Origin of the sequence: Arenibacter aquaticus (assembly GCF_003957295.1) — a bacterium.
GTDB lineage: Bacteria > Bacteroidota > Bacteroidia > Flavobacteriales > Flavobacteriaceae > Arenibacter > Arenibacter aquaticus.
Map to the genome: position 1 here is coordinate 42,154 of NZ_RQPJ01000005.1, position 13,028 is coordinate 55,181.

Genomic DNA, 13,028 nt, shown 5'->3' on the forward strand with positions numbered 1-13,028 from the left:
TAAAATGATATTACAGATTATAGATCTAGGGCGCCTACACCCATTATTGGTTCATATGCCCATAGGTATTTTGATATTGGTTTTCTTAATGGAACTATACTTCCGCAAAAAAACCAACGTTCCGGACCAGGACATTTTAAAATTTGCTTTAGGTCTGGCCGCCATCACCACAATCCTGTCCGTTGTTAGCGGATGGCTTTTAGGCCAGGACGGGGGATATGACGAGACCCTTCTTTTTAGACACCGCTGGATGGCCGTTGGACTAGCAGTGGGATCTATCATTCTATTCCTGCTAAAAAAATATCCTACAAAGTGGAGCAAACCTATCTATCTCCCCCTGTTTATCCTTATCATGGGGCTTTTGGGGCTTACCGGGCACTTAGGGGGCAGTATGACCCATGGTGAAGGATATTTGTATACGACTACAGAGACCAAAAAAGTAGTCATTACAAATGTACAACAGGCAATGGTATACCAACATATAGTTCAGCCCATTTTTGATGCTAAATGTACCGGCTGCCACAACCCCAATAAAGTGAAGGGTGGTTTGATAATGACCACCAAGGAGCAGCTTTTAAAAGGTGGTGATTCCGGTAGTTTGCTGATGGCGGACCAAGGAGAACCCAGTAGATTGATGCACCACATAAAACTACCTATGGAAGATGAGGAGCATATGCCACCCAAAGGAAAAGTGCAGCTTACCAACAATGAAATAGCCTTGTTGCAATGGTGGATGGATAATGAAAATTGTTTCGACTGTGTTGCCGGAACCTTAGAGAAAAACGAAAAAATAAACGAGATATTGGTTTCGTTGGAAGAGGACAGTTCACCAAGGGCCCAAATTGCAAAAACACTGGAATTGGTTCCTGACAATTGGTTGTCAAAAACAAACCAAAACGGAATTATCGCCACACGATTAGCTACCAATAACCCATTACTAATTGTAAACCTTTCAGGGGAACAAGAATTGACAAAAGAACATTTTAAAGCGTTAAAAAAGTATGCCGAACATATTGTGGAACTAAATCTGGCGAACTCCAATTTTAACGATGACCTATCATCACAACTAACCTCCTTTAAAAACATCACCAAATTACAACTACAGAATACGGAAATTACCGATATGACCTTGAACCGCCTACACCATATGCGGTATCTGGAATCCTTAAACCTCTATGGCACCGCCATTACCGATATAGGGCTGGAGAAACTTACACCCCTATCCGGACTTAAAACTGTTTATACTTGGCAATCAGAAATCAGCCAAGAGGCGTTGGATAATTTTGACAGTCAAAACCCTGAGTTAACTGTAGTTCGTATAGACCAAGATCTCTTTCTCCCTACCCACCTAGATCCACCTGTGATCGTTTCCGAAAAGGATTTCTTTAAGGATTCCCTAGTCGTAAGCCTAGAGTCGTTCCACAAGGGCACAAGCATTTTTTACACCCTGGACGGATCCCCTCCAGATTCAACGTCCTTAAAATACAAAAAACCTATATTACTTACCCACTCCGCCCATATTAAAGCGGTCACCCACAAACCGGGCTGGGACCTAAGCACTATAAAATCTGCCAGTTTCAAAAAATCGGCCTTTACCTATGATTCAGTTACCCTAGAAGTACAGCCACATGAAAAATACAAGGGTCACGGCAACAAGACCTTGATTGACCAAAAAAGAGGAAGCGACAATTTCCTTGATGGCAACTGGCTAGGTTATGAGGGCAGTAGTTTTAGGGCTACCATTGAACTACAAAAGGAGGAGTTGATATCTACGGTATCCGTAGGTTCGTTATCGGCACCACAACAATGGATATTCTTCCCAAGGGGCTTCAAGGTCTGGGTCTCCAATGACGGGAACAATTACAAGCTTATCCATTCTGAACATTTGGAAGCTGAAAAGCCCAATACAGATACTAAGTTTAATTTCTTTGACCTTGCCATACCCCCTACCAAATCCAATTTTGTGAGGGTAGAAGTCATTAGCCAACTACAAAACCCCTCATGGCACCCCAATCCAGGAGAAAAGAGTTGGTTGTTCATAGACGAGATCGTGCTTAACTAATTTTTGGGTCTTTGGGCGGTGGCATACATCCTTGCTATGTAACAATTATTACATTCCAGTTTATAGTTACCTTTATCTTTGCATCAAAATCGTAAATATGGAATATATTCTACAACCCTGGCCGTGGTATGTCTCCGGCCCATTGATTGCGTTGGTGATGTTTTTGCTGATATATTTTGGAAAAACATTTGGCATGTCGTCCAATCTAAAGACACTTTGTACCATTGGGGGAGCAGGAAAATATTCAGATTTTTTCAGGTTTGATTGGAAGGCTCAACGTTGGAACCTTACCGTTGTTATTGGAGCGGTCATTGGAGGTTTTATTGCAACCCAATTCCTATCCGATGGTTCTACCATTGCCTTGAGTACAGCAACCATTTCGGATCTGGAAAAATTAGGGTTTAGCAATATTGGCGAATCCCTATTGCCCCCTGAAATTTATAATTGGGACAATGTACTAAGCCTTAAGGGAATGTCTATTTTGATCATTGCCGGGTTTCTTGTTGGGTTTGGGACCAGATATGCCGGTGGATGTACCTCTGGGCATGCCATTACCGGTTTAAGCAACCTACAGCTACCCTCGCTTATAGCTGTTATAGGTTTTTTTATTGGAGGTCTTGTAATGACTTATTTTATGCTACCGATAATTTTTGGGTAGTTAATCATGGCAGTAAAAAGAGGATACATTATAGGCACAGTGTCTTATTTGGCCATTTCCTCTTTAAATAATAACATCATGACATTAGTGGCCACTTGCAGCGGCCAACATATATTGAAACATAGAAAATATGAAATTTTTAAAATTTTTATTTGTAGGTATCTTTTTTGGGATCGTTTTGGTAAAATCCGAAGCAGTATCCTGGTACCGCATTTATGAAATGTTCAAGTTCCAATCATTCCACATGTACGGAATCATTGGTTCTGCCGTACTACTTGGAGTGATCTCGGTTGCGTTTATTAAAAAATCCCAATTAAAAAGCTTAGAAGGGAAGCCAATCCAATTGGTCATAAAAGAAAAGGGGCTTACGAGGTATCTCGTTGGCGGAACCATTTTTGGATTGGGATGGGCTTTGGCAGGTGCTTGCCCAGGTCCTATGTACATACTTGTGGGAAGTGGTGTCTTTAGCATGTTTATTGTAATAGCCGCGGCTATTTTGGGAACCTTTACATATGGTGTCCTAAAAAACAAATTGCCACACTAAGCCATGGTCCCTGGCAATTTAGATTACACCAACAAGGCAGTAGTAGGCAAGAAGGTGGGCTTATTTTGATAATTTGTTTACCTAATAGGGTATTATTTTAAGAGTTGGCCACAAAAACTTAATCCACATTACTGCAGACATGTTATTGCCCCATAATTAAATACTTTACTAGATTTTCAAATCCGCTACTTATTGGAAAGATCCCAATCACCAAACTCCAGATTAAACAATTTCAGCACTTAGTCCTGCCTGTAAAAGCTTGCCACAACGGGGCTCTAGATCATTATATTCCCCAGTCTTAACAGTACACTTACCGTTATAATGTACAATTAAGGCGCACTGCTCTGCTTGTTCGGGCGTGTGATCACAGGCCTTGATCAATGTTTCTATAACGTGATCAAAAGTGTTGACATCATCATTGAATAAAACGATCTCATTTTGCTTTACGGTATTCTCCTCCAAAAGTAATTCTTCCAAGACTTTTTCCCTGGTACTCATAGAATTCAATTTTAACACCTTCTAAAATACGTATTTTACGGCAACCCAATTATTCTTTTTAAGATTTTTTTCAAACTTCAACCCTAATCCGACACATTTTTCCGTTATTACAGTAATGTCCTGCTCATAAAACCCACTCAAAAAGACTATTCCTCCCTTATTTAAACAGTTAACGTAACTAGGAAGGTCCTCCAATAAAATATTCCTATTTATGTTGGCTATAACAATATCGTACTTTTGGTCTACCAATAGCTCTGCAGTACCCTCTTGTACCCTTATTTGCTCACAATGGTTACGCTCCACATTTTCCAAGGCGTTGAGGTAGCACCAATTGTCTATGTCTATAGCATCTATTTGGGTAGCTCCCTTCATAGAAGCCAAAATCGCCAACACTCCGGTACCACACCCCATATCCAGGACAGATTTACCTTTAAAATCGTGATCCAAAATAAACTGCAACATCATATGGGTGGTTTCATGATGTCCGGTACCAAAGCTCATTTTAGGCTCTATAACAATATCGTAATCAACTTGAGGCTTATCATGAAAAGGTGCCCTTACCACACATTTGTCGCTAACAAGGATTGGTTTAAAATTACTTTCCCAAGTGGCGTTCCAATTCTCCTGTTCTATTTCCTTCAATTCATATGTTATTGTAAATAAAGGATTTTTAAGGATATGTATATCGTCCAAGATTCCAGGGTGCCAATCTTCTTTCCTTATATAAGCCTGAATACCATCTTCTGTTTCCACAAAACTTTCAAATAGCACATTGCCCAACTCGGCAGTAAGAATATCGGAAGCTGGCTGCACCGGGTCTACTTTAAAATTATATTCTAAATATATAGTATTCGACATATTATATTTTCTTTTTGTTAGCCCCTTATAAGGAAAAATGCCCGTTAACGAATCAACGGGCAGCTGCACTCTTTAAGCCCAAAATCTCTTAATGGATAAATTTGAACTTATAATTACATTAAAATTAAATCGTATATACCTTATCCTATTGCCTCTATTATGGCTACAAAGTCGTCCGCTACCAAAGAAGCGCCCCCTATTAAACCTCCATCTACATCCGGCTTAGAGAATATTTCTACGGCATTGGCCGGTTTTACACTACCTCCGTACAATATGGAAACATTATTGGCAACACCTTCATCATACGCCTCGGTAATTGTTTTACGGATAAAGGCATGCATTTCCTGTGCTTGCTCTGGTGATGCCGTTTCTCCAGTACCTATTGCCCATACCGGCTCATAGGCTAGGATAATCTTGCTCCAATCTGCAGCATCCAAGGTAAATAATGCATTTTTTAGTTGGCTTTCCACCACATTAAAATGATTTACTGACCTGCGGTCCTCCAACTCTTCCCCAAAACAAAACATTACCCTCATATTCTTGGCCAATGCAGCTGCTACTTTTTTGGCCAATATTTCATCTGTTTCACCAAAATAGGCCCTTCTTTCAGAGTGCCCTATAATTACAGTATCCACACCTACGGCCAAAAGCATGTCTGCAGAGATCTCCCCCGTATAAGCACCATTTTCTGCAAAGTGCATATTCTGCGCTATCACTTGGATAGTTGAAGAACCCAATTGAGTTACTGCCGAGGCCAAGTTCACAGCAGTAGGGGCTACCATAACTTCTGCCTGTGTTTCTGGAAGCTTAGCCGAAAGTTCTGTCAATAATACTTTCGTTTCCCCAAGGTTCTTATTCATTTTCCAATTCCCTGCTACTATTTTACTTCTCATTTTATACCTATTTACGTTGTTCTTTCTTTAAATGATTATTTACTGTTTTGCTTAAAACAATTTGTATTACAAACTAATTAAACTCCAAATCGTCCAAGTCGTTATAATGTACCTTTTGGACTATAGTTCCTTTTTCCAAAACCAGTACTCCGGGATTGGAGCGAACTATTGTCTTTAAGGTGGTTTCATCCGTAAAATAAAATTCGAATCCCAGCTGATACTCCTTTTTAATCTTTTGCGTATACCCTGGTCCGGAAGCCGACATGCCAATTACCTTATATCCTTCATTCATGGCCCTATCGGTCACCCCTTTTACATCTTCAAAAGCACTGTATTGACTCTTTGCCAAATCATAAGCGATTACCATCACCAACTTAGGCTCCTGCAACAGTGCGGGCGCAAAATCCTCCCCATCCTTTTCTATACTAAAATCGTGTATAGGAGGTTCATATCCCTTTTGCACCTCTTCGGTCTCAACGCCAATAAACTCGCCATCCACCGAAGGGTAATCCCCATTGGTTACAACAACCTTCTCTTGACCATTTACATTGAACTTCCAACTATAATCAAAAATAGCAACTGGAGCACCTTCGGGCACACTCATACCTTCCTCTATATTGGCCCCAATTTTATAGGGTCTAAAATCTATTGCAGGCAAATGGTTAAGTACATAATACGCAAAGATAGCACTAGCCAATAAACCAACCCCTACAATAAGTCTTTTTCCTCCCTCGCCTAATGGCGATTTAATAGAATTGATACCAAGCAAAAGTATAACAATGAGCACCAACAAAATAACGTCCTTGGTAAAAGATTCCCAAGGTGTTAGTTTTATGGCGTCCCCGAAACAGCCACAATCGGTAACCTTATTAAAATATGCGGAATAAAAAGTAAGGAAGGTAAAAAACACAATCATGGCCAAAATGCTCCATAACGTGACCTTAATACGGAATCCTACCAATAGCATTATCCCTAAAAGCACCTCTGCAATGACGACCAAAATAGAGATTGCCAAAGCATAGGGCATTAGGAACTCCAAATCAAGTACGCCCGGACTAAAATATTCCTCCAGTTTAAAAGAAAAGCCAACCGGGTCGTTTAATTTTATAAATCCACTAACAATAAATAATAGCCCCACAATAATGCGGCATAGTGTCACTATATATTTCATATTTTAATAAATTCCTTTTTAAACGAGCCTTGCAAATACAACACACAGGATAATTTTTTTTCAACATCATTAATATCAAACTCTCAAGCCTTTTCTGCCACCCCTAGGTGGATCATTGCAAAAACGGCATAATTAATCATGTCCTGATAATTGGCATCTATACCTTCGCTTACCAATGTCTTGCCCTTATTGTTCTCTATTTGCTTAACCCGCAACAACTTTTGTAGAATTAAATCGGTCAATGAACTCACCCTCATCTCCCGCCATGCTTCCCCATAATCGTGATTTTTATTTTCCATCAATGTCTTGGTGACGGAAATATGTTTATCAAAGAGGTCTATTGCTTCGGCAGCAGAAAGATCGGGCTGGTCCACGATCCCCTTTTCAATCTGAATCAAGGCCATAACGGAGTAATTGATTATCCCAATAAATTCGGAAACTTCCCCCTCATCTACCTTGTGCACTTCATTTTCCTGCAAGCCCCTAATACGCTGCGCCTTAATATATATCTGATCTGTAAGTGAGGGAAGTCGTAGAATTCGCCATGCACTGCCGTAATCTTGCATTTTTTTTAAGAAGAGATCCCTGCAAATCTTAATAACGGCATTGTATTGCTCCGAAGTATTGTGCATTTAATGTTTCAAATTTGTGTAAATTTCGCTTAAAATTTTAAACTATTCAAAAATCGAGGTTTAAACTTAACTTCCCAAAGTTTTGCCCCATTTTATATCAAAAATAATATGACCTTAAACTGCAAAGGACAGTTACTTGATCTGGACACCCCAAAAGTTATGGGAATCCTTAATATTACGCCCGATTCGTTTTATGACGGGGGAAGCTATAAAAGTGAAGATGACTTATTAAAGAAGGTGAATTCCATGTTGCTGCAAGGAGCCACTTTTATAGACGTGGGCGCTTATAGTTCTAGACCGGGTGCCGATTATGTAGAGGAAAAAGAGGAGTTGGCACGTATTGTTCCTATTGTAAAACTACTAATACATCACTTCCCCGATATTATACTCTCTATAGACACCTTTAGAAGCACTGTTGCGGAGGAATGCCTTAAACATGGTGCAGCTATCATAAATGACATATCGGCCGGTAATTTGGACTCCAAAATGATATCTACTGTGGGTAAATACAAGGCCCCTTATATTTTGATGCACATGAGGGGAAACCCTAACAGCATGCAACATAAAACCCATTATAAGGACCTTCTTGGCGAAATGATTTTCTATTTTTCAGAAAAAGTAGCCTTGGCCAGGGAATCAGGGATCCAGGATATTATTATAGACCCTGGTTTTGGTTTTGCAAAAACCTTGGAACAGAATTATGAAATTCTAAAAAAATTCAGCTTATTACAGCAGTTAGAACTGCCCATACTTACCGGTATCAGTAGAAAATCCATGATTTACAAACTCTTGCAAAACACCCCCAAGGAAGCCCTAAACGGCACAACCGCTTTGCATATGTACGCCTTGGGCCAAGGCTCCAAAATTCTAAGGGCACACGACGTAAAGGAGGCTATGGAATGTATTACACTGTTTAATACTATTGACACAAAATAAAGGATGACCCCTGATAATTGTCCGTATTGGGGAATACGGTACAAAGCTACCGGAAACATTTTTTAATAATTTAATTTGCAGTACTGGCTTATTTCCTATTTTTACAAAAACCACAGCCTTGGATTTTTTAAACTTTCTAGATTTTAGTATTACTGATATTTTAGACATCTTTTTGGTGGCCGTACTTTTGTATTATGTCTACCAATTGGTTAGGGGAACGGTGGCTATTAATATTTTTATAGGTATCGTTATTGTTTGGGGCTTTTGGAAACTTACCGAAGTCTTGGAAATGAAAATGATCAGTAGCATGGTAGGGGGCTTTATGCAAGTGGGACTAATTGCCTTGATTATTGTTTTTCAACAGGAAATCAGGAAGTTCCTCCTAATGGTAGGTTCCACCAATCTGGCTTCCAAACGCAACTTCCTAAAACACTTTAAATTTTTAAAGGAAGATGGCCTCACCATTGGCACCAATGTAGATGCTATTTTGGCAGCCTGTGAAAAAATGGGAAACTCAAAAACCGGAGCTTTAATTGTTATTGCAAGAAATAATTCATTGGACTTTGTTAAATCTACCGGCGACAAAATGTACATAGAGATTACCCAGCCAATATTGGAAAGTATTTTCTATAAGAACAGCCCCTTGCACGATGGGGCCGCCATTATTGAAGACAACTTTATTGTTGCAACTAGGGTAATACTCCCCGTCTCCAACGAGCGCACCATACCATTGCGTTTTGGTCTTAGACATCGTGCTGCCGTTGGCATTACCGAAAAAACAGATTCGTTGGCCCTAATAGTCAGTGAAGAGACCGGACTAATCTCCTATATAAAAAATGGGGAATTTGTTCTTTACAAAGACCTGTCAGAATTGTCCAGTTTAATCAAGGCAGACCTTATGTAGCCCAATTGTTGTACCCCAATCATTAGGCCACTTCTTCAGCCAGGAATTGAGATTCATATAGATTTTGATAATAACCTTTTTTACGCAACAACTCTTTATGTGTACCCGTTTCCACTATCTTTCCATCTTGCATTACCAAAATCCTATCTGCCTTTTTTATTGTTGCCAGTCTATGTGCTATTATAATAGAGGTACGACCCTCGGTTATTTTCTCGGTAGCACGTTGTATCAACTGCTCCGAATAAGTATCAACAGAGGAAGTAGCTTCGTCCAGCACCAGTATACTGGGATTGCTTACGTAGGCCCTTAAAAATGCTATGAGTTGTCGTTGTCCACTGGATAGCATGGTCCCCCTTTCTTTTATATTATAAGTATACCCTCCTGGCAGACTGGAAATAAACTCATGTACCCCAATTTGTTTAGCGGCCTGTTCCATATCTCCTAAGCTAATATCCTGGTTCTTTAAGGAAATATTATTGGCAATGGTATCGGCAAACAAGAATACGTCTTGCAGTACCACCGCAATTTTAGACCTTAAAGAATTTAACTTATAGTCCTTAATATTGACCCCATCTACCAATATAGCTCCGGAATTAATTTCATAAAACCGGTTGAGCAAGTTAATAATAGTTGATTTTCCGGCCCCCGTTGCCCCAACTATGGCTATGGTTTCCCCTGCATTGACGTTGAACGATATACCGTGCAGCACTTCTTCATTTTCCAAATAACCAAAGCGTACGTCTTTAAACTCTATACGCCCCTCCACCTCCTGCTTTTCTACGGTCCCAAGGTCTTCAATATTGCTACTGGTATCTAAAATTTTAAACACCCTATTGGCAGCAACCATCCCCATTTGAAGGGTATTGAACTTATCAGCAATTTGACGAAGAGGACGGAACAACATACTGGAAAGTAATATGAACATAAAGATGGTACCGTATTCTTCCCTACTTATATTGGCAACATTTTGAAGTCCCCCATACCAGACAATCAAGCCCACGGTTATAGAAGAAACAATTTCGGCAACTGGAAAAAATATAGAATTGTACCAAACTGTTTTTAGCCAAGCATTTTGATGTTTTTCATTAATCTTCCTAAACTTTTCCTTTTCTATTTCTTCCCTAGTAAACAACTGCACTATCTTCATTCCCGTAATACGCTCCTGCACAAAGGAGTTTAGGTTGGAAACTTGTGCCCTTACCTCTATAAAGGCTACCTTCATGGCCTTTTGAAACAACCTTGTAGCATATAAAATAATGGGCAAAACTGCAAAAACGATGAGGGACAACTTCCAATTGGCCACAATCATGACCACTGCCACAACCAGCATTTTTAAAAGGTCTGATACGATTACAAAAAAACCTTGACTAAATATCTCCCCAATTCGTTGCATATCGGTCACCGCTCGGGTCACCAACAGCCCTATGGAAGAATTGTCATAGTATTTCATTTTAAAGCCCATGAGGTGATCAAAAAGCTTGATCCGAATATCCATGATAACCGATTCTCCCAACCAGTTGGCATAGTAATTAAAATAGAGCTGACTCAACACCTCTCCAATTAAGGTTCCCAACATGGCCAGAGTCAATATCAGCAATTTATCACCGTCTTTGTTTGTAATGGCATTGTCTACGACCTCCCCAACCAAAATTGGCGTAAGTACCGCAAAGGCCGATAGCAATATTGCCGCCAAGACAACACCATAGAAGGTTGTTAAATAAGGTCTTACATGCCGCAACAACCGCTTAAACAATCTAAAATCAAATGCTTTTCCCGTGTCCTTATCCATTGTGCTCAATACTTAATTCTGGGTATTTTATTGCTGTTAAATATAATCCATGTGCGGGCACAGATACCCCTGCCCTACTCCTATTCCCACTGTCCAATATAGCGATTACGTCTGCCAAGGACGATTTGCCCATCCCTACATCCAAGAGGGTTCCTACAATAGCCCGCACCATATTGCGCAAAAATCTATCCGCTCTAATGGTAAAAACCAGTTTACCTTCCTGCTGTTCCCAATGGGCTCCTCTCACATCACAGATATAGGTTTTAACATCCGTATTGGATTTGGAAAAACATTCAAAATCCCTATAGTCCACTAAAATAGTGGCAGCTTTGTTCATCTGCTCAATATTTAACGGATATTTCACATAATATGCTGAATCGGTCAAAAATGGATTTTTTTCCTGTACTACCCAATATTCGTATACACGTTCCAAGGCATCAAAACGGGCGTGCGCATCCCCATGTACCTTAAAGATTACTTTCACCCCAATATCATTGGGCAAATAGGCATTTAGACGATACTTTAACTCCTCACAATTAAATACTGCTTGGGAATTAAAGTGCGCATACATTTCCCTTGCATGAACACCGGCATCGGTACGCCCTGCCCCAGTCAATAAAATAGGCTCTTTTAGAAGCAAACAAAGTGCTTTCTCCAATACCTCTTGCACAGTTATTGCGTTTGGCTGCTTTTGCCAGCCATGATAGTTTTTACCGTTATAAGAAAATTGAACGAAATACCTCAAAAGTATATTATCTAATTATGGTTGCCAAAGATACTTGTTATTGAGGAGAAATAAATAAGCCCATCACAGAAAATCACCGGACAACTACAGCACTCTTTATTTAATTGGAACAATGAAACCACTACCTTTGACAGCGCCATAGGCAACGTTAAATACAATTAAGGCTAAGAATGAAAAAAATACTGCTACTATCGGACACTCACGGACACATAGACGAAAAGATTCTAAAATATGCTAGGGAAGCCGATGAAATATGGCATGCTGGTGACATCGGCAATTTAGAAGTAGTAGACAGTTTACAAAAATTTAAACCGCTAAGGGGAGTTTACGGCAACATAGATGATCATATATTACAATTGGAATTCCCGTTGGACAATAGATTTAAATGTGAAGATGTTGATGTTTGGATAACCCACATTGGCGGTTACCCCAACAAATACAATGTGCGAATTAGGGAAGAGATTAAAAAGAACCCTCCCAAACTATTTATTTCCGGGCACTCGCATATCCTAAAAGTCATGTGGGACAAAAAATTAAACCTCTTGCATATGAATCCCGGTGCGTGCGGTATCCAAGGATTTCATCAAATAAGGACCATGTTGCGATTTGTTATTGACAAGGAAAATATAAAGGACCTGGAAATTATAGAACTGGGCAAAAGGGGGTAATTTTCATGAGCCTCCATTAAGGGCTAAAATTAATATATCCCCCAAAAAAGGGAAATGCAGAAATTGCAAGGCAGTTTTTTCCAATAAAAAACCCGGGCACTACCCCGGGTTTAACGCACTAATACTACTAAGATGTTAGGCTTAACGCAATCGATCAACAGATTTTACAAGATCTTCATCCTTTTTGATCGCCCTGTTGGCCAGGGCTAAAAAAACGATAGAAAATACAGGAATCAACATCCCAATACCCTTCTCAGAAACGTTGGTCTCTCCGGATAAATTTAGCGATCGGAAAACGAAAAATCCTAGTAAAAAAAGATTCAATATTATATTCAATCTGTTTACCACAAATTGTTTTTTCCTATTTTTAAATAATACTATGGCTAAAAGCGCCAGTACTGCAATAATATAAAAAGCAATTGAAATAAACACCTCATTTTCGGCAAAAATTTCATTTCCCGCAGCGTCGGACCACAGATTTACAAAGAACGGAAGAACCGCCCCCAATAGTATAACTACCATTAAATAAACTGTCTGTATTCTTTGAATCATGCTATTTAAACCAATTTTTGACGCAAAAATAAGCGTCTTTTTAAAAATTATCCCCAAAATATTGAAAATAATTTGTAATATTGCTTCGTTATAAGTCAGAATACTTACCAAAAGGGAA

Annotated in this window: 14 protein-coding genes; 6 read left to right on the top strand and 8 right to left on the bottom strand. The window is 39.5% G+C overall.

Annotated features, from left to right (window positions below):
• The first annotated feature begins 4 nt into the window (after positions 1–4).
• The 3 genes from EHW67_RS09655 to EHW67_RS09665 all read left to right on the top strand — a co-directional run bounded on the left by EHW67_RS09655 (position 5) and on the right by EHW67_RS09665 (position 3,264).
• On the top strand, positions 5–2,062 hold the full coding sequence (locus EHW67_RS09655) for an FN3 associated domain-containing protein (protein ID WP_126162181.1): 2,058 nt from the start codon (positions 5–7) through the stop codon (positions 2,060–2,062).
• A 97-nt stretch (positions 2,063–2,159) separates the two neighbouring features.
• Positions 2,160–2,720 (top strand): YeeE/YedE family protein, encoded by a 561-nt coding sequence (locus EHW67_RS09660; protein ID WP_126162182.1) that lies wholly within the window; start codon positions 2,160–2,162, stop codon positions 2,718–2,720.
• Positions 2,721–2,850: 130 nt separating this feature from the next.
• Positions 2,851–3,264 (top strand): DUF6691 family protein, encoded by a 414-nt coding sequence (locus EHW67_RS09665; RefSeq protein ID WP_126162183.1) that lies wholly within the window; start codon positions 2,851–2,853, stop codon positions 3,262–3,264.
• A gap of 222 nt (positions 3,265–3,486) precedes the next feature.
• On the opposite strand, the gene EHW67_RS09670 is transcribed toward EHW67_RS09665, so the two are convergent.
• From EHW67_RS09670 to EHW67_RS09690, 5 genes are all read right to left on the bottom strand, one after another.
• The gene (locus EHW67_RS09670) at positions 3,487–3,762 is read right to left on the bottom strand and encodes an ATP-dependent Clp protease adaptor ClpS (protein WP_126162184.1); all 276 of its coding nucleotides are present in this window, start codon (positions 3,760–3,762) and stop codon (positions 3,487–3,489) included.
• 21 nt (positions 3,763–3,783) lie between these two features.
• Positions 3,784–4,620: a 50S ribosomal protein L11 methyltransferase gene (gene prmA, locus EHW67_RS09675; RefSeq protein WP_126162185.1), complete on the bottom strand. Its 837-nt coding sequence runs from the start codon at positions 4,618–4,620 to the stop codon at positions 3,784–3,786.
• A gap of 140 nt (positions 4,621–4,760) precedes the next feature.
• Positions 4,761–5,513: a triose-phosphate isomerase gene (gene tpiA / locus EHW67_RS09680; RefSeq protein WP_126162186.1), complete on the bottom strand. Its 753-nt coding sequence runs from the start codon at positions 5,511–5,513 to the stop codon at positions 4,761–4,763.
• Between the two features lie 73 nt (positions 5,514–5,586).
• Complete coding sequence (locus EHW67_RS09685) at positions 5,587–6,684, bottom strand: BT_3928 family protein (protein ID WP_126162187.1); 1,098 nt, start codon at positions 6,682–6,684, stop codon at positions 5,587–5,589.
• 83 nt (positions 6,685–6,767) lie between these two features.
• Positions 6,768–7,316, bottom strand: coding sequence for a DUF1599 domain-containing protein (locus EHW67_RS09690; protein ID WP_126162188.1), 549 nt, complete (start codon positions 7,314–7,316; stop codon positions 6,768–6,770).
• Positions 7,317–7,424: 108 nt separating this feature from the next.
• On the opposite strand from EHW67_RS09690, the gene folP reads away from it, so the two are divergent.
• Entirely contained in the window at positions 7,425–8,252 is an 828-nt protein-coding gene (folP, locus tag EHW67_RS09695; RefSeq protein WP_126162189.1) for a dihydropteroate synthase, read from the top strand.
• 118 nt (positions 8,253–8,370) lie between these two features.
• Positions 8,371–9,156: a diadenylate cyclase gene (locus tag EHW67_RS09700; protein WP_126162190.1), complete on the top strand. Its 786-nt coding sequence runs from the start codon at positions 8,371–8,373 to the stop codon at positions 9,154–9,156.
• Positions 9,157–9,178: 22 nt separating this feature from the next.
• Here the strand turns inward: EHW67_RS09700 and EHW67_RS09705 are convergent, their stop codons facing one another.
• Complete coding sequence (locus EHW67_RS09705) at positions 9,179–10,945, bottom strand: ABC transporter ATP-binding protein (protein WP_126162191.1); 1,767 nt, start codon at positions 10,943–10,945, stop codon at positions 9,179–9,181.
• Positions 10,938–11,690 (bottom strand): tRNA pseudouridine(38-40) synthase TruA, encoded by a 753-nt coding sequence (gene truA, locus EHW67_RS09710; protein WP_126162192.1) that lies wholly within the window; start codon positions 11,688–11,690, stop codon positions 10,938–10,940. The genes EHW67_RS09705 and truA overlap by 8 nt, the downstream gene beginning before the upstream one ends.
• Positions 11,691–11,860: 170 nt before the next feature.
• On the opposite strand from truA, the gene EHW67_RS09715 reads away from it, so the two are divergent.
• Complete coding sequence (locus tag EHW67_RS09715) at positions 11,861–12,358, top strand: metallophosphoesterase family protein (RefSeq protein WP_126162193.1); 498 nt, start codon at positions 11,861–11,863, stop codon at positions 12,356–12,358.
• Between the two features lie 141 nt (positions 12,359–12,499).
• Here EHW67_RS09715 and EHW67_RS09720 read toward each other — a convergent pair whose 3' ends face one another.
• Complete coding sequence (locus EHW67_RS09720) at positions 12,500–12,910, bottom strand: DUF4293 domain-containing protein (protein WP_126162194.1); 411 nt, start codon at positions 12,908–12,910, stop codon at positions 12,500–12,502.
• Positions 12,911–13,028: the final 118 nt, after the last annotated feature.